Annotated in this window: 21 protein-coding genes and 1 pseudogene; 6 read left to right on the top strand and 16 right to left on the bottom strand. The window is 34.9% G+C overall.

The window, feature by feature from the left end:
* From GQ594_RS10445 to GQ594_RS10435, 3 genes and pseudogenes are all read left to right on the top strand, one after another.
* A pseudogene (locus GQ594_RS10445) lies at positions 1 to 92 on the top strand (elongation factor Tu); the annotation flags it as partial.
* A gap of 316 nt (positions 93 to 408) precedes the next feature.
* Positions 409 to 1,371: an aldo/keto reductase gene (locus GQ594_RS10440; protein WP_160412439.1), complete on the top strand. Its 963-nt coding sequence runs from the start codon at positions 409 to 411 to the stop codon at positions 1,369 to 1,371.
* 226 nt (positions 1,372 to 1,597) lie between these two features.
* Positions 1,598 to 1,933 (top strand): zinc ribbon domain-containing protein YjdM, encoded by a 336-nt coding sequence (locus GQ594_RS10435; protein WP_160412437.1) that lies wholly within the window; start codon positions 1,598 to 1,600, stop codon positions 1,931 to 1,933.
* A gap of 162 nt (positions 1,934 to 2,095) precedes the next feature.
* Here GQ594_RS10435 and fliR read toward each other — a convergent pair whose 3' ends face one another.
* The 13 genes from fliR to fliF form a co-directional block, all read right to left on the bottom strand.
* Positions 2,096 to 2,890, bottom strand: coding sequence for a flagellar biosynthetic protein FliR (fliR, locus tag GQ594_RS10430; RefSeq protein WP_160412435.1), 795 nt, complete (start codon positions 2,888 to 2,890; stop codon positions 2,096 to 2,098).
* 5 nt (positions 2,891 to 2,895) lie between these two features.
* Entirely contained in the window at positions 2,896 to 3,165 is a 270-nt protein-coding gene (gene fliQ / locus GQ594_RS10425; protein WP_160400737.1) for a flagellar biosynthesis protein FliQ, read from the bottom strand.
* Positions 3,166 to 3,173: 8 nt separating this feature from the next.
* Positions 3,174 to 3,911: a flagellar type III secretion system pore protein FliP gene (fliP, locus tag GQ594_RS10420; protein WP_160400736.1), complete on the bottom strand. Its 738-nt coding sequence runs from the start codon at positions 3,909 to 3,911 to the stop codon at positions 3,174 to 3,176.
* 6 nt (positions 3,912 to 3,917) lie between these two features.
* Positions 3,918 to 4,349 (bottom strand): flagellar biosynthetic protein FliO, encoded by a 432-nt coding sequence (gene fliO, locus GQ594_RS10415; protein ID WP_160412434.1) that lies wholly within the window; start codon positions 4,347 to 4,349, stop codon positions 3,918 to 3,920.
* A complete protein-coding gene (gene fliN, locus GQ594_RS10410; protein ID WP_160400734.1) occupies positions 4,349 to 4,729 on the bottom strand; it encodes a flagellar motor switch protein FliN in 381 nt (126 codons plus the stop codon). The genes fliO and fliN overlap by 1 nt, the downstream gene beginning before the upstream one ends.
* Complete coding sequence (gene fliM / locus GQ594_RS10405; RefSeq protein ID WP_160412432.1) at positions 4,707 to 5,783, bottom strand: flagellar motor switch protein FliM; 1,077 nt, start codon at positions 5,781 to 5,783, stop codon at positions 4,707 to 4,709. The genes fliN and fliM overlap by 23 nt, the downstream gene beginning before the upstream one ends.
* A gap of 5 nt (positions 5,784 to 5,788) precedes the next feature.
* Positions 5,789 to 6,256 (bottom strand): flagellar basal body-associated FliL family protein, encoded by a 468-nt coding sequence (locus GQ594_RS10400; protein WP_160412430.1) that lies wholly within the window; start codon positions 6,254 to 6,256, stop codon positions 5,789 to 5,791.
* Positions 6,257 to 6,412: 156 nt separating this feature from the next.
* The gene (locus tag GQ594_RS10395; RefSeq protein WP_160412429.1) at positions 6,413 to 7,585 is read right to left on the bottom strand and encodes a flagellar hook-length control protein FliK; all 1,173 of its coding nucleotides are present in this window, start codon (positions 7,583 to 7,585) and stop codon (positions 6,413 to 6,415) included.
* A complete protein-coding gene (gene fliJ, locus GQ594_RS10390; RefSeq protein WP_160412427.1) occupies positions 7,575 to 8,036 on the bottom strand; it encodes a flagellar export protein FliJ in 462 nt (153 codons plus the stop codon). The genes GQ594_RS10395 and fliJ overlap by 11 nt, the downstream gene beginning before the upstream one ends.
* Before the next feature lie 12 nt (positions 8,037 to 8,048).
* Complete coding sequence (fliI, locus tag GQ594_RS10385) at positions 8,049 to 9,434, bottom strand: flagellar protein export ATPase FliI (protein ID WP_202112548.1); 1,386 nt, start codon at positions 9,432 to 9,434, stop codon at positions 8,049 to 8,051.
* Complete coding sequence (locus GQ594_RS10380) at positions 9,424 to 10,212, bottom strand: FliH/SctL family protein (protein WP_160412426.1); 789 nt, start codon at positions 10,210 to 10,212, stop codon at positions 9,424 to 9,426. Before GQ594_RS10380 ends, fliI begins: the two co-directional genes overlap by 11 nt.
* Entirely contained in the window at positions 10,199 to 11,197 is a 999-nt protein-coding gene (fliG, locus tag GQ594_RS10375; protein WP_160400727.1) for a flagellar motor switch protein FliG, read from the bottom strand. The genes GQ594_RS10380 and fliG overlap by 14 nt, the downstream gene beginning before the upstream one ends.
* Positions 11,194 to 12,912, bottom strand: coding sequence for a flagellar basal-body MS-ring/collar protein FliF (gene fliF, locus GQ594_RS10370; protein ID WP_160412424.1), 1,719 nt, complete (start codon positions 12,910 to 12,912; stop codon positions 11,194 to 11,196). The genes fliG and fliF overlap by 4 nt, the downstream gene beginning before the upstream one ends.
* 175 nt (positions 12,913 to 13,087) lie before the next feature.
* On the opposite strand from fliF, the gene fliE reads away from it, so the two are divergent.
* Complete coding sequence (gene fliE, locus GQ594_RS10365) at positions 13,088 to 13,399, top strand: flagellar hook-basal body complex protein FliE (RefSeq protein ID WP_160412422.1); 312 nt, start codon at positions 13,088 to 13,090, stop codon at positions 13,397 to 13,399.
* A gap of 164 nt (positions 13,400 to 13,563) precedes the next feature.
* Here fliE and GQ594_RS10360 read toward each other — a convergent pair whose 3' ends face one another.
* Genes GQ594_RS10360 through fliD form a run of 3 tightly spaced genes read right to left on the bottom strand, consistent with a single transcriptional unit; the run spans position 13,564 to position 15,746 of the window.
* The gene (locus GQ594_RS10360) at positions 13,564 to 13,911 is read right to left on the bottom strand and encodes a hypothetical protein (RefSeq protein ID WP_160400724.1); all 348 of its coding nucleotides are present in this window, start codon (positions 13,909 to 13,911) and stop codon (positions 13,564 to 13,566) included.
* Positions 13,912 to 13,922: 11 nt separating this feature from the next.
* Positions 13,923 to 14,303 carry a flagellar export chaperone FliS gene (gene fliS / locus GQ594_RS10355; protein WP_160400723.1) on the bottom strand — a complete coding sequence of 127 codons (381 nt, stop codon included), beginning with the start codon at positions 14,301 to 14,303 and terminating at the stop codon, positions 13,923 to 13,925.
* A gap of 9 nt (positions 14,304 to 14,312) precedes the next feature.
* A complete protein-coding gene (gene fliD, locus GQ594_RS10350; RefSeq protein WP_160412420.1) occupies positions 14,313 to 15,746 on the bottom strand; it encodes a flagellar filament capping protein FliD in 1,434 nt (477 codons plus the stop codon).
* Positions 15,747 to 16,082: 336 nt separating this feature from the next.
* On the opposite strand from fliD, the gene GQ594_RS10345 reads away from it, so the two are divergent.
* Both GQ594_RS10345 and GQ594_RS10340 read left to right on the top strand, forming a co-directional pair.
* Positions 16,083 to 16,895, top strand: coding sequence for a flagellin N-terminal helical domain-containing protein (locus GQ594_RS10345; RefSeq protein WP_160412418.1), 813 nt, complete (start codon positions 16,083 to 16,085; stop codon positions 16,893 to 16,895).
* 176 nt (positions 16,896 to 17,071) lie between these two features.
* On the top strand, positions 17,072 to 17,788 hold the full coding sequence (locus GQ594_RS10340) for an RNA polymerase sigma factor FliA (RefSeq protein ID WP_160412416.1): 717 nt from the start codon (positions 17,072 to 17,074) through the stop codon (positions 17,786 to 17,788).
* Positions 17,789 to 17,807 lie beyond the last annotated feature (19 nt).

Genomic DNA, 17,807 nt, shown 5'->3' with positions numbered 1-17,807 from the left:
ACCCAATCGCGATGGCAGAAGGTTTACGTTTTGCGATTCGTGAAGGTGGTCGTACTGTTGGTGCTGGTGTGGTTGCTAAAGTTATCAAGTAATCGACTTGCTACAATAAAAAAGGTGCTTTTATGCACCTTTTTTATTTTATTACTCAAAACATATCTGTCACATAAAATCCACTTTACCCATAACCATTATCGGCATAATCATCATTTAATATTCCCTCACTTTTCTATCTTAAAGTTATGCATACGTTTATTATTCGTGAATTTAATTCATGATACTATAAATTAATACCGCATTTATCTTAAACAAGATAACAATTAAAATATTCACAGAAATAGTGTGTATTGGTAGCAATAAAAAGCACCTATCACATTTACTCAAGTCAATTTCTAAAAAAGAGAGGGTGTTATGGAATATTTACAACTTGGTAATTCTGATATTCAAGTATCTCGTTTTTGTTTAGGCTGTATGAGTTTTGGTGACCCAGCTAGCAAAATGCACGCATGGACTCTTAATGCTGATGAAAGCGAAGCCATCATTAAACATGCACTCGATTTAGGCATTAATTTTATTGATACCGCAAATACTTATTCGGCAGGAACTAGCGAAGAGTATTTAGGGCGAGCACTTAAAAAAAATATTGCCCGCGACAAAGTCATCTTAGCAACCAAAGTCTATTTTAATGAAGGACACCTATCAAAAGCCGCAATTGAAAAGGAAATCGACGGATCACTTAAACGACTTGGCACTGACTATATTGATTTATACATTATCCACCGCTTTGACTACACAACACCAATTGAAGAAACAATGCAAGCACTACACAACCTTGTCAAAGCAGGCAAAGTCCGTGCGTTAGGCGCATCGGCTATGTATGGGTACCAATTTCATAACATGCAACTTGCTGCCAAACAAAATAGCTGGACACCTTTTGTTTCAATGCAAAATCACTACAATTTGCTGTATCGTGAAGACGAGCGTGAGCTTATTCCTATCTGCCAACAATTTAATGTCTCTTTAACACCCTATAGCCCTTTGGCCGCAGGCAGACTTGCTCGTTTAGAGTGGCAAGCCGACACCTTACGCAGCCAAACCGACCAAGTCGCCAAGTCTAAATATGACAGCACGCAAAAAGCCGATACCAGCATTGTACAAAGGGTTAATGAACTTGCCGAAAAATATGGGGTAACCATGACACAAATAGCACTAGCGTGGCAATTTGCTAAAGGAGTGACAGCACCAATTATTGGCGCGACTAAAACTAAATATCTTGATGATGCAGTTGGGGCTATTAAGGTTTCGTTATCGGAAGATGATATTGCTTATTTAGAAGAGCTGTATATACCGCATCGTATTGTTGGGGCGATTTGATTAGTAAAGAGGGAATTTGGTTGTTTTTATAAAAAACAACCAAATTAAAAATCCAATAAAATCAATAATTTTTCTGAGCAGTTTTTACTTATTTTAAATAATAGTCATTCAAATAGTGCAGATGTATAAAAATGCCTAATAGAAACTTAGCGCTGAATGCTATGACTTAATAGCATTTTTTGCTATAGTAAGCGTCATTTTATTTAATTTGGAAGAAAGATAACCCATGGAATCTATACCTAATTGCCCTGCTTGCCAATCGGAGCATACTTATCACGACGGTACTTTTTATGTTTGCCCTGAATGTGCGCATGAATGGGATCCAAACGAAGTTGCGGCTTCTGACGATGGATTACAAGTCAAAGATAGTAATGGTAATTTACTTGCCGATGGTGATGATATTATTTTGATTAAAGATCTTAAATTAAAAGGGTCATCATCAGTGCTTAAAAAAGGTGCGAAAGCGAAAGGTATTCGTTTAGTCGAAGGCGATCACGAAATTGATTGTAAAGTTGATGGTATGAAGATTATGTTAAAAGCCTGCTTTGTTAAAAAGGCTTAATAGAAACAAGCTAAATACTGTGTCAATGTTGGTCTATCAGCATTGACATAGTATTTTTAACATAATGGCTTAATGCGATTTATTGCTAAAAAATCGGTCAGGAAAGGTATTGATTTTATTTAAGTTTTTTGTTTTGTTTTTTAATTCAATACGTTATAAGCATCACCATCTTAAATACCATAATACGTTCGAAATTTTTTCAAACATTTGTTCAAAAACAAATTCTACAAATGCTGGTAATGTTGTCATTAGGTAAGTGAGCATACATAATCCTAATAATAGCGTTGCAGGATAGCCGACAACAAAGATTGATAACTGTGGTGTCATTCGGTTAAGTAGCCCTAGTGATATATTGACAATTAGCAGTAAGGTCATTAAGGGAAGTGCTAGCATAATACCGTTAATAAATAGTAGTTTGCTGATTTCGATCAGTACCAAATATCCATTTGCTTGCAATGACATTAATCCAATGGGAATAATGTCAAAACTGTTTGATATGCCATAGAGTAGCCATAAATGTCCATCAAGATTTAAAAATGTTAATAATGCAATAAGGTTTATTAGGCGTGATAATACCGATGTCGATGGTCCGCCGATTGGGTCAAAAAAAGTTGCCATTCCTAGCCCCATTTGCATGCCAATTAATTCACCAGCAAACCGCATAACCATAAACGCCAATTGCATAGTAAAGCCAATTAGTACGCCAATCATGACTTGTTGAGCTGTGATTATAACCCCCATTAAAGAGTATATTTTGATGCTGTCATCAAGATTTGGTAGCGGTAATAAAATGGTAATAAGTAAGGCTAGGCTTATTTTGACACGGTTTGGGATCTCTTTTTCACCCAAAATAGGCGCAGTCGCAATTAACGCTAATATACGCACAAAAGGGAAAAAACTATTTTGCACAAAAGAAAAGAAATCAATATTAAATAAACTATTACTATCAAAATCCATTATAGTTAACGTGTTAAATTAGGTATGTCAGTAATGACAGTTTGTAGGTAGTCAATCATGGTCGATAACATGGTTGGCCCCCATAAGGTTAAGACGACAACGACGGCAATAATTTTAGGTATAAACGATAATGTCATTTCGTTAATTTGTGTTGCCGCTTGTAATAAGCTAATAATAAGCCCCGTAATTAAAGCAGCGAGTAATATTGGCCCTGCAAGTGATGCGGCAACTTTTACTGCTTGTATTGCTAAGGTGCTTATATATTCTGGTGACATGGTGTGACTCAACTAAAAAAGCTTTGCGCTAATGAACCTAGCAATAGATGCCATCCATCAGCCAAGACAAATAACATTAATTTAAACGGTAAAGACACGGTCGCTGGTGGCACCATCATCATACCTAATGCCATAAGTGTGCTAGCAACCACAAGGTCAATCACTAAGAAAGGAATAAAAATAGTAAAACCAATTTGAAATGCTGTTTTTAATTCACTGACAACAAAAGCTGGAACAAGCACTCTTAATGGAATGTCGTCACGGGTTTGAATGTTATTGGTATGAGACATGTTGACAAATAGCGCTAGGTCGTTTTCTCGCGTTTGGGTTAACATAAATTGTTGTAATGGCTTGCTTGCTTTGTTTAAGCCTTCTTGCATAGTAATTTGATTTTGCGAGTAAGGTACATAAGCTTCTTCATAAATTTTATCAACCACTGGTGACATAATAAAAAAGGTCATAAAAAGCGCAATACCTAAAATAACTTGATTAGGTGGTGCTGACTGTGTGCCAAGTGCATTACGTAATAATCCTAGTACAATAATGATGCGTGTAAAGCTGGTCATCAAAAGTAATATGGCAGGAATAAAAGTAAGTAAACTTAAAAATACTAATGTTTCAACGGGTAATGCCCAACCTTGTTCACTACTGAGTGGTTGTGCGATAGCTGATAATGTGGATGTTTCAGCATAGCTTGGCAGACTAAATAACAATAAGCTTAGTAAAATAGTTAAATTTGATCGCACTTGTTGTTACTCCTTTTTGGTTTTCAACGCAGCTTGTAATATTTGTTGAAATGCATTATTTTGAGCCGAGTTTTTACCTGTTACATTTTGTTTAAGTAGCGTTTGAGTGCGTTGTTCATCGATGGTGTGAAGTAGTGTCATTTGTTGTGGCGTAACCCCAACAATTAATAATTGATTATCAACATGAACCATAATAATGCGTTCTTTTGGGGTAATGTTGTATGTCGCTTTGATATCTAACCATTGGTGGGATTTTTTTTTCCAGCCCATTCGTTTAGCTAGCCATCCACATAATAAAATAAAACCAATGACCACAATTAGCATTATTCCCATTGATGATCCCACTTCGGTATAGATATTTAATTCAGAAGAAGGTGCCAATAAAGTGCTTGTTGTACCAATAGTTGGTTGTTCTAAAGAGGATTGTTTGCTTGTCATTAGCGACTCAATCTTCTTACTCGTTCTGCTGGGGTAATAATGTCGGTAATGCGTACACCGTAGTTATCGCCCACAACAACAATTTCACCTTGAGCAATTAAGTAGCCATTAATTAATATATCTAATGGCTCGCCTATCTGACCATCTAAAGCTATGACCGATCCTTGGGTTAGATTTAAGAGATCTTTAATAGCCATTTTAGTTCTGCCTAATTCAACGCTTAAATTTACAGGAATATCAAGGATCAAATTGATATCATTTTTTTTATCTTCTGTTTGCTGTGGCGATAGTGTTTCAAAAATGGTCTCTTGAGTGATAATTTGGTCACTATTTATATTAGATGGTTGTTTGTCATCACTATTTTGTTTGATATCCGTCATTAAAAACTCCTTCATTCAATTGCTCTAATACAGGGTTAATGACCTGCTCAACTTGAATTGCATATTGTTTATTCATTTTGCCATAATGCCCCGTTAAAATAGGTACGCCCCCTACGGTGACATCAAGGCTTGTGGGTTTTTCGATCATTAAAACATCATCAGTCTTTAAGGCTAATAATTTGGCTACAGAAGTATTGACAGTAGCAAAATTAGCGACCAGTTCGACCGCAGATTGTTTGATTCCGCTAGTTAGCGAGCTCATCCAAACATTATCATCTTGGTAAGTTTGTTGCTCAATCGGTGGTTTGATGAGCAGCTCTTTGATAGGTTCAACCATTGAATAAGGAATGCAAACACAAAAAGTTGCTTTACTATTACCGACTTCGACTTTAAAGTTGCTTGTTAAAACAATATCATCAGGCGAATTGGTGATATTGGTAAATTTACTTTGTATTTCAGAGCGAATATATTCGGTTTCAATCGAGTAAACATCCGCCCATGAGTTTTGATAGATAACTAATGCTAACTCTAAGACTTTTTTAATAATTTGCTGTTCTGTGTGGGTAAACTCTCGTCCTTCTGTTTCAATTTGAGTCGAGTGTCCATCGCCACCAAATAAGGAATCAACAATAATAAAAACCAATTCAGGCGAAAATGAAAATAAGCTTGCACCTCTTAATGGGTTAAGGTGTACAAGATTTAAATGCGTTGCCGACGAAATTTCAGAAAATTCTTCAAATGTAAGTGGTTCAACAGGAGATGCTATCACATCGGTATTGCGACGTAATCGGTTAAATAAACCAATTCGAAATTGTCGAGCAAAACGTTCATTAATGATTTCTAATGCAGTTAAACGCTCAGGAATAAAGCGATGTTTAACGGATAGATCATAGGGTTTTACATTGGGCGTTTTACCCAATGTAGGAAAATTGAATGCAGCGTCAACCTTTGAATTGTTTGCAGAATTTTCTTCTGTTATTAATGAACAATCTAAGGTTTGCTCCTCGTTGTTATTTTCATCAAGGCTTGTTGTTGATTCATGCTTATCAGACATGTTAATCACCGTATAATAAAATCAGTAAATAGCACTTCATCAATCTTAACAAAATGTTTTGCATCATATTGTCGGGATAAGGCAGTTTTTATCTGCTCTTGTAAATCGATTTTTCCTTTTTCTCGTTTTAGATTATTAACATATTGTTTTGAGGTTAAAAGTAGTACATCGCTTCTTACTTCGGGTAAATAATCTAATAACACTGTTTTTTGGTCTTCATTCGCCACACGTAAAACAATACCGACATATAGCGTTTTGTTAATGTCGATACGTTCTTCCGAAGCAGGCAATGAAAGAGTGAATGGCTTTAATGTTAAAAATATTGGCGATGTAACTTCGGGTTCTTCTGGTTCTTTAATTGTGCTGTGTGAACCTTTTTGAAACCACAAATAAGCTGCAGCGCCTATTGCTAACAGTGTAATAAGAATAAGAAATAAATTTAAAATACTTAATTTCTTTTTGGTTGTTGGCATGTTTATTCTTGTCTCTATAATATTTTAAAGGATCTACAATTCATTTAGTGTCTATAGCAACAAGAATAATAAATCATATTTTTAAAATTGATTTGAAGAATAGGCAATAAAACATTACCTATTTAAGCGCTTTACTCCATTGAGCTTGTATAAGCTTTAAGCAAGAATACTGATTCTTGTACTTAGTGATCGGTTTTCAAAGTGAATTGGATCAATATTATCATCTGCCGTATCAAGTAATATTTCTCTTTGTGGTTGGCTATTTTTTTTAGGGTGATGCATGGCTGATTGTTGTGAATCGCTCATCATCGAAAAGTCACCAATATTGGCTTGTTCTAGTGTAATGCCTTGATGTTCTAGTGATGTTTTTAAAAAAGGTAATGCCGATTCTAACATTCCCTTAACAACATGATGTGCAGCCATCATATTCAGGTTCATTTTATCGTCATTTATTTCAAGTTTAATGTGCAAAGATCCTAATTCTTGAGGCTGTAGTTTAATCTCAGCAGTTTTAAGGTTTTGACGATTAAACATAACAATTTGTTCAGTTAGCGAGGTTTGCCATTGTTCATTGCTAACTTGTGTTGCTAGGTTTATTGTCGATGGCTTTACCGTAGCATTTACTGACGATAATAACGAACTCGGCCCATTTGTATTCGGTGCTAATAAAAATTCTTTATTGTGATATTCAGTCGCATCTGGATTATAATTATTGGTTGCAAATTGAGTTTGTAAATTATCTATTTTTTGAATGATATTACTCGCATTTTGCTTATTTTTAGTGTGATTTATATTAGAATTAAACTCGCCCCTAATGTTTGCCGCTTGCTTACGAGTAAGCGCTGGCTTTACCTCTTTTTTATTATCCGCTAATAGCATGACATCGATTTGTGAATTCGTTTTATTAATTAAGTCTTCACTACCATAAATAGAAGAAAGCAACTTTGTTGCCTGCTCATTTGTTGCAGTATCAGTCGATAAATCCCCTAATGAATCAGTATTTATATTACCCGTTATTAATGAATTTTGATCAATGTCGAGATCACTATGTCCAGTTGTATCAAGCAAAGTAGAATGCATTTGATGTTGTGGTACGCTATTAAAAGGATAAATGGCGATAAACGACATGTCGGCATCGTTATCTTGATGTTCCTCATTCTCACCATTTGACTTGGCATTAATTATTTTTTTATTTTTCTCTGTTGGGTTTTCACTAAATTGCAATAATTGCTGAAAATGATCATTATCGTTAACCATGCTATCGGTTTCAACAAGTTCTGATGGGCGAGAAGCGGTAAGATTTAAATCATTAATCAGATTAATATTCATTTAATATTCTCCTTGCTAATTGTAATTGCGCAAATTCATCTGTCAGTTTTTGTTGTAACCGATTTTGCTGTCGTAAATATTGGTTATGCTGTTTGTTGAGTAATGTGGCATAAGTGTTTACGTTTTTTTGCGATTGATTAAGGTTTTTTATAATTTGCTTTTGTTTGAGATCTAATGATAACAACAATTTTTTTTGTTGCTCAATGCCTTGCTCAATAGACGCAATAAACGATGTAAAGTTGCTTAACTCACTGCCTTTTATGCCTTCAGATAAGGCATTATTTAATTTTTGTTGATATTCAACATAATAATCCGTTAACGCATTAAGCTGTGATTGTGCATTTTGTTGATTCTCATTCGCTCTTTTTAGCTTCATTAAATTATCGTCAACCGCTTTTTGTGCCAGTTTTTTTAATGTAGTAAAGGCTATTTTTGATGAATGTTTATTCATAGCACACGATTCCTAACGAGTTAGTTGCGGTGCAACTATGTCCGCTAATTGTTGATAGGCATCTTGATAACTGCAGTGTTCATAAATACCTTGTTGTAAAAATTTTTGCATTGTGGGATATAGTGTTATTGCTTTGTCTAATAAAGGATCAGTACCCGCTACATAAGCACCAACATTGATTAAATCACGGTTTCGTTGAAAACTTGAAAACAGTTTTTTAAATAATCGTGATTTTTTTTCGTCTTCGGGGGGGGTTAGGTCGGTCATAACTCGACTAATCGAAGCTTCAATATCAATAGCAGGATAGTGTCCTGATTCGGCAAGTGCTCGTGATAATACAATATGCCCATCTAAAATTGCTCGCGCAGAATCAGCAATCGGATCTTGTTGGTCGTCACCTTCAGTTAATACCGTATAAAAGGCAGTAATTGCACCTTTACCGCTTTCGTCATTACCTGCTCTTTCAACTAATGCTGGTAATTTTGCAAATACCGAAGGCGGATATCCTTTCGTCGCAGGGGGTTCGCCAATTGCTAAGGCAATTTCTCGTTGTGCCATGGCATAACGAGTTAATGAGTCCATAATCAATAAAACGTTAAACCCTTGATCACGAAAGCTTTCAGCAATTTTAGTGGCATAGGCCGCACCTTGTAAGCGCAATAAGGGGGATACATCAGCCGGTGCAGCAACCACAACCGCTCGAGCTAAACCTTCTTCACCCAATATGTTTTCGATAAAGTCTTTAACTTCTCGACCACGTTCACCGATCAAACCAACCACAATGATGTCCGCTTGAGTATAACGCGCCATCATACCAAGCAAAACACTTTTACCCACGCCAGATCCTGCAAATAAGCCCATTCGTTGCCCTTGTCCTACGGTCAGTAACGCATTTATTGCTCTTACACCAACATCTAATACTTGGTGGATTGGCGTTCGTTGTAATGGATTAAGTGATTTACTTGCTAACCCCGCATACTCAATATGTTCTGGTAAAGGTTTGCCATCTAACGGCTTACCCATGGCATCAACAACTCTACCTAATAACCCCATGCCTACTGGCAATACTTTATGGCTAAAGTGTGTTAGATCATATTGTTTAGTATAAACTCGTGCACCCAATAAAATACCGTCTGTTGATTCAAAGGGCATTAAATAAAGCGTTTGATCTTTAAAGCCAACGACTTCGCACTCAACAGGCTCAATTTGCCCCTCTGTTTGTCGCTCAACTAGGCAGTTAGATCCTAAAGGTAATTTTAATCCAACCGCTTCAAGGACTAGTCCCGATGCTTTGACCAAGCGCCCATATTGACGAATTAAAGATAAAGATTCCAGTCGCTGTGTCGCTTGGGTAATTTTATCTGACCATAAAGATGAATATTTCACGTTAATGATCATCCTGTTGCAAACAGTCAGACATGATTTGCCAATGATTGTTGACACTGGCATCAATTTCGTTGGTGTCAGTAAAAATTTTACAGCCCCCTATTTCAATGTTAGGGTCTGCAATGAGTTGCCACTGATATTGTAAGTTTTCTTCATTAAGCATGGGTTCTAACCATTGCCAATCAGTGGGATTAAGGTGTAATGACATAGGTTCTGACAAAATTGAACACTGATCGACCAATATTTTTATTGTATGCATTAGTTGTTTTTGTTTGATTTTAGTAAGACTGCCGACTGTTTTTTCGGCAGCAATTAACGCTAAATCAAACAACTTAGGTACGATTAATTCATCAATATCATTAATTGATTGTGCAAAATTATTAGATATATCCGTTATAGCGCAAATAGTTTTGTGTTTTTCATCATTCAATTGTTGTTCAATCTGCTCTCGCCCTTCTTGTTGACCAAGAAGAAAGCCTTGTTCATAACCTGCTTTTTTTCCTTCTTCAAATCCCGCCTCTTGACCTAAATTAAAGCCCTCTTGGTAGGCTTGTGTTTCCACTTCCTGCTTTAATTGCTCCAATGTTTGTTGGATAACTGCGGATTCTGAATTTTCGGTATTAAGTTCTGATTCTGGCTCTGGTTCAATCTCAAGATCAGGCTGTAACACACTAACTTCGGTTTGCTCTATCGCTTTGTTTTCGTTTGCATTCGATAGCGAACATGTAGCTAAATCCCGAAAATTTAGTGGTTGCCAGTTCAATTGATTGGATTGATTATACGTATTCATCATCACCACTAGTTAAGATCATTTCGCCACTTTCTGCTAATCGACGCGCAATAACCAAAATTTTCTTCTGTTCGGTTTCAACTTGCGATAAACGTACTGGCGGTCTGTTTTCAAGATCTTCACGTAAAATCGATGCGGCACGTTGCGACATGTTACTTAATAGTTTGTCACGTAATGCTGTTGACGCACCTTTTAAGGCGATGATGAGTACTTCGTTATCGACTTCTTTAAGTAGACGTTGGATACTTCTATCATCCACTTCAACAAGATTTTCAAATAAGAACATTTCATCAATAATTTTCTGTGCAAGCTCACCATCATAATCACGTAATGAGTTGATAACTTGCTCTTCTTGCTGAGATTTCATTAAGTTAATAATTTCAGCCGCTGTACGAATTCCACCCATATTATTCAGTTTAATATTTTGACCATGTAATAACGTTGATAATGATGCTGATAACACTTTAAGCGCTGATGGTTCAACACCACCAAATGTGGCTATTCGCAACATAACGTCATTACGTAACTCATCATCAAATAGATTCAAAATTTCAGCCGCTAAATCACGATTTAAATGCACTAATATTGTCGCAATAATTTGTGGATGTTCTTTTTTAACAAGATCAACCGCTCGTGCAGCATCAACAAAATTCAGCATTTCAAGACCGTCAGTTGCTTCTTCACGATCAGTATTTAATAGATCGTCAAGTAAGCGTTCGGTTTTTTCACTACCAATGGATTTTTCAAGTATTGTACGTAAGTATCCATCAGTGTCTGTATTTAAAACAGCACAATCATCAAGTGTTCCTTGACACTCATTAAGTATACTTTTTAACTGTTCTTGAGAAAGCTGAGGCAATGACATCATTGCACCACTGATTTGCTGTACTTCCTTCGAACTTAAATACTGCATCACTTTTGCAGCCAGCTCTTCACCTAATACCATTAATACGGTGGCCGCTTTTTGAGACTCACTTAAATTCATTGTTCGGTGTCCTCCTTATTCATCCAGCCACGAATTATCAATGCCATAACACGAGGGTCTTTTTCGACAACTTTGCGGATGTATTGCTGTTGTTGCATGTTATCTTCAAATATTTTCTGCTGTTGTTTACTGTGCGCCTTATAATCTAATTTTTCCTCGGCAACAGTTGATGCGTCAGTGGTTTTATCACTTAAAATTAGATATTGTCGTTGTACTTTTACCCATAGCGAACGTAATACTTTTCGCCAAACAACCCATAAAATCAAAGTGTAAATCAAATACTTACCAATATTTTTAACCGTTTGATAAAATTCATTGGTTTTCCAAAATGCCAGGCTGTTATCTTCATCTAATTGTTGATCGGTGAATTTTAAGTTGGCTACAGTGAGTGAATCACCACGTACATCTGAAAATCCCATCGCTTGGCGGGCTAACAACTCAATATTTTTAAGTTCATCGTTATCTAGTTTTACCCATTGCTCAGTACTAACTGGCTCCTGACTATCATCAGATTCAGATTCATTTTCACTGGGTTCGATTGTGACAAATTTATAATTAACTAAAACGGCAACAGATAAGCGTTTAATTCGCCCTTCTGGTATTTGACTGTGTATAACTTGTCGGTTTACTTCAAAGTTGACTGTATTATTTGATTGTAGGTTGTAAGATTGCGCTTTATCTGTTTTTTCAGTCGATGCGGTTTTTGTTTCATCTGCATCAATCGGTGCACTAGACGTTGGCAACGGTTGGTTAGATAGAGCACCAGGCACACCACCTATACCATAACTATTGGCGGATTGTTGGTTTTCCATTTTCTGCTTACTACGAATAGTTTGATTCGCAATATCGCTATTAGGATCATACGTTTCTGATGTTGATTCTTGTCGACTAAAATCAACATCGGCATTAACTTGTACTTTAACATTATTTTTACCTAGAATGGGTATAATAATCTTTTCTACTCGTTGGCGAATACTCTCTTCAATCCGTTCACTAAATTCGAGTTGAGCAACATTCGTATTTCTGTTTCGGTAACCTTCACCCGTTAATAAATGACCATGCTGATCGATGATAGTCACTTTATCTGCCTGTAATTCAGGCACACTGCTTGAAATTAAGTGAATAATAGCTTCGATTTGACCTTGTGATAAACTTCGGCCTGGTAGTAAAGTTAATGCAACAGAAGCTGATGGTGATTTTCGCTCACGAACAAATAACGACGGTTTTGGCATTGCCAAGTGCACTCTAGCATCATCAATACTACTGATGATCGATATTGTTCTGGATAATTCACCTTCTAGTGCGCGTTGATAATTGATTTGCTCATTGAATTGACTCATACCAAAGCTTTCTTTGTCGAGTAATTCAAAACCAACAGAACCACCTTTAGGTAATCCTTGTTGCGCTATACGTAAACGGGTATCATACACCTTGTCTTGTGGAATTAAGATTGTCGAACCTGAGGCAGAAAACTGATAAGGAATATTCATCTTATCAAGTTGACTAATTATTTCGCCACCATCTTTATCATTTAAATTACTAAATAAAACACTATAAGACTCATCCTTAGCCCATAAATAGATAAAACTAACAATAGCTATTGTAATTACACCTGCAATTAACAATGCCATTTTTTTGTTTTGTTTTAGTTGATCGGCAAAAGGCAACTTATTGAAAATTGACTCGCCCTTATTATTGACTGTTTCGCTAGCCATAGCATCCTGACTCTAAACTATTTAGATTAACTCTGTAGTTTATTATCCATGTATTTAAAAAATTCAATGGCAAGAAAAGCGCACAGTTTTCCCCTTACTTAAACTCTTTGATTTTTTGTTTTTATGATAAATTTAACGATACATTGGCAGAATAAACGAAAAAATAATTATTAAGATGAATACAATCAATATGTTAAAATCAATTGAACTGGCTAATTTAAATGAGTCAGCTTCTATTACCCCAAAAGCGCATATTACTGATAAAAAAAGCTTTGGTTCAGAGCTAAAAACGGCTTTGGATAAAATAAGTCAATTGCAAATAAAAGCAAATCAACAAGCTACAGCATTTGAAATGGGTGATACTAATATTTCGCTAAACGAGGTAATGGTTAGCATGCAGAAATCATCAGTATCATTGCAGTTTGGCATTCAAGTGCGGAATAAACTGGTAGCTGCTTATCAAGAAATTATGAATATGAATGTTTAATTCATAGCCTCTATTAGATAAAAAATAAAAAGCGATATTTTGTGTGTGGCTGTTTTATGTATGATTATTCACATTGGCATAAAATACTATATTTAATCAACACAGTAATAGATTTTTATGGCCTTATTATAAAAAATAAGGCCCGAACCAAATGCTCCTAAAATTTATATTAAATTTGCAATTTTTTGGTAATTTCCTACTTTGTTCTGATAATCAACATGCTTACCAATCAACTCTCTAAGCTGAGTATGACGAGCAATGATCAATTGAGTCAGTTGTTGTTGATAACTAAGTATATTTTTAATATACATACGCACAATATCTTGATGTTGCGGGGGCATATTTTCAATGCTAGCGAAATCATCAACCAACATAATTCCTTTTGATAATTGAAGATATTTCGTTTGCCAACTCACTAATAAATCCCAGTTTTCATCTCTTGCATTAATTAACATTTGTTCAATAACATAATTAAATTGTTCGTATTGTTCTAGTAATTGATTTCCTTTCATAATCATCCTTTTTATTTTGCAATTTCCCGCCAAGATTCAGCAATATTGTTTAATAAATCAAAACAAGATTGCAGTTTTTCTTTATCATTATGTAAATTGGCTAAGATTAATTGTTGGCTAATATAGTGATAAAGGCGATCTAAATTTTCGGCAATTTCGCCGCCTTTTTCTAAATCTAAACAGCTTTTAAGACCGTTATCAACAATATTAATTGCTTTAGAAATTGCCGCACCTTTACCTGCGATATTACCTTTTTGAATATATAAAATTGCTAATTTAATTGCGTTAAGTGCACCATCAAATAATAAAACAATTAATTGATGCGGCGAAGCCTGACTAACACGCGTTTCTAAATTGACTTGTTCATAGGCTTTCGAACCTAATTTATACATTATTTTCCTCTATTTTTTTAAGTTTGCCATCATATCAAATTGTGTTGTTAAATAATTACTCATACTATCTAAAGAATTAATTAAAACATCTAATTTAGTAAATTGAACTCGATAACGTTCAATAGTTTGCTCAATTGAATTACTTACTTGCTCGTGACGTTTATCCAATGACTTTAATGTTGCATTTAAACCGTTAGTTGCTGAATCAATCATGCCATCACTATCAATAAACCCACTAACTTTGGCGAAAACTTCATTAGCAATTCCGGTAGTTTTACCATCACCTGTAAACAATGTCGCTACGGCATCACTGTTTTCACTCAGTGCGTTTTTTAGCTTATTTTCATTAATGGTTAACGTACCATTCTTGTCCATATTAATACCAATTTGAGCTAATACCGAAAACTCGCCAGCTTGTCCTTTAGAAAATATGGAACGAATGCTTTGATCTATATTACGTAATGTTGCATCACCAACAAGCGGACCATTACTACTGTTTAGCTCCTTAGAATTTTTTTCATCAGCAGTAAACTGGGTTAATGTTGATATTGTGGATTGTAGCTGATTAAATGCCTCTACCCACTCTTTAATCGCTTCTTCGGCTTTTTCAACATCCGCAGTTATCGCTAAATTTTGGCTGGTTGTTGTCGTTGCTTTTAACGTAAGATCTACACCTGCAACCACATCTTTGACGGTATTAGAACTGCTTGTTATAGCAATACCATTAAACGAAAACTTAGCATCTTGCGCTTTTGAAACTTCAGTCATATGGCTATTGTTCGGTTGATTAATATCAAACCCAATAATTTCATTTAACTTCTCATCATCAGATGTGATAGAGGTAATAGTTTGTAACTCACCAGTTTCTTTCGAAGTAATAGCTAATTGATAACGACCATCTCCAGAACGAACAACTGCAGCATTCATCGTTGATGGGCTTGTTTTTCCATTTTCATCAACAAATTGAGCATTGTTAATTGCGTTGGCGATTGCTTCTAATGAGGTTTCGTCTTTAGATAATGTTACATCAAGCTTATCGCCATTTGCTTGTTCAATAGTAATAGTTCGTGTTTCATTACCATTACCTAGCTGAGTTGCTTTATCATTGATAGCTGATGTTGCAACTCCATGAGAAGTCGCTAATTGATCCACGGTAACAGCATAATTACCTAATGCCGCTTTACTATTTACTTTTACTGAAAAATAATCATTATTACCCGTTGCAGTTCGACTTTGAAACAATTCCTTTTTTTGTAATTTTGCGGTTGCCGTATTAAATGTAGTTAATGCACTCTTTAATTTACCAAAACCACTAATTTTGGCATTAATCGCCTTTTGTTGCGTAGTGATTGGTGTTAACCGTGTTTTTTCTGCTGCTTCTAATTGATTTAAAATTTCACCCAGATCGATTCCAGAACCAATCCCTAATGCACTCATTGCCATGATTTAATCTGCCTATAACAATTATTCAATATTTATTATATCGGTTAGTTTTTCTAAAAATTTAGCATCAACTCAGTATTTATTTAATAGGGAAGAATCTGTCTGTTTTTACGAACAGAAAATAACCATTGAAAATTTATTTATAAAACAAATAACATAATGATTTATTTATTAATATTTATAATTTTTGAAAAAAAATAACCTTTTTTAAAAAATATAAATGTTAAAAAAACTAAAGTTCCTTATTTTATTACCGATAAGTTATATATCAGCAAAAGTATTGAAAAAAATATCAATATATCGTTGATTTTATTATTTATATTAATGGAGATAAAAATGGCACAAGTAATTAATACTAATACAATGTCTTTAATGGCAAGAAATAATCTTAACAACTCTCAAAGCGTTCTTGGTACAGCAATTGAGCGTCTTTCTTCTGGTATGCGTATTAATAGCGCAAAAGATGATGCAGCAGGACAAGCTATTGCTAACCGTTTCTCTTCAAATATCAAAGGGTTGACTCAAGCAGCGCGTAATGCAAATGATGGAATTTCACTTGCACAAACTACTGAAGGTGCATTAAATGAAATCAACAATAACGTTCAACGTATTCGTGAACTAACTGTTCAAGCAGCAAATGGTACTAACTCTAAAAGTGACTTAGAGTCTATCCAAAATGAAATCGATCAACGTTTAGATGAGATTGATCGTGTTTCTAAACAAACTGATTTCAATGGTTCTAAAGTATTATCTGAAGATAAAACACTTAAAATCCAAGTAGGTGCAAATGACGGCGAAACCATTGAAATCAATTTGAAAAAAATTGATAGTTCAGAGCTTGGTTTAAAAGATTTTAACGTATCTGAAACTCCAACAACAGATCCATTAAAAACCATTGATGCAGCATTATCAAAAATTGATGCATTACGTGGACAGCTTGGTGCGGTACAAAACCGTTTCGAATCAACAGTAACAAACATCAACAATACTGTAAACAACTTAAGTTCTGCACGTAGCCGAATTGAAGATGCAGATTATGCAACTGAAGTATCAAACATGACTCGTGGTCAAATTTTACAACAAGCAGGTACATCAGTATTAGCACAAGCTAACCAAGTACCACAATCTGTATTATCTTTATTACAGTAATTATGATCATCTATTTTTGGTCATTCTAAGTTTATCATATAGTCATAACTGTGTTTTTATAATGCTGTTATGACTAATATTTATAATTAGCTATTTTTTACCCCTTTATTCTGCCCATTAAATTTACCAACTATCGTCATAATACGGTTAAGCACTTTTTTAACATTGGTTCAAAAATGGATAATAGCTTATATAACTCGCATGGTGTAATAAACCAAATCGATTGGAAACAGTATATTCATTTGGTTCGTAATGAAGCTTTAAAATTAGCTGTTCGCTTACCTACAACAGTTGAACTGGATGATTTATTACAAGTTGGCTATATCGGTTTATTAGATACAATAAAGCGTTATGACAAATCACAAGGTAATACCTTTGCTACTTTTGCCATACCAAGAATTAAAGGCGCAATGCTAGATGAACTACGCAACCGTGATTGGCTGCCCAGAAAAACTCGAAAACAGATTAAAGATGTCACAACAGCCATTAATGAGTTAGAGAAACGGCAAGGAACATCCCCTAGCGATGAGCAAATTGCCCAATATTTAAAATTATCAATTAGTGAATACCGTAAGATTTTATTAGATTCAAATTGTAGTCAAATATGTTCATATGATGAAATTCATCAAAAACTTGGCGATAACATTGATGCCATTATTGAAAATGAAGAAGATAATAACCCTTTTTTAGCCATAATAGATGAAGAAATTCGTAATACAGTAATTCAACAAATTGAAAATTTACCTCAAAAAGAAAAACTCGTTTTATCACTTTATTACCAAGAAGATCTTAATTTAAAAGAGATTGGTAAAGTTATGGATATTAGTGAATCAAGAGTAAGCCAATTACATAGCCAAGCAATAAAAAGAATACAAAGTAAACTCACTTTTTAGAAAAAATAAAAAAATAAGT

Source organism: Gilliamella sp. Pra-s52, assembly GCF_009795805.1.
Lineage (GTDB): Bacteria > Pseudomonadota > Gammaproteobacteria > Enterobacterales > Orbaceae > Gilliamella.
This window is presented reverse-complemented; position numbering and strand designations above follow the sequence as displayed.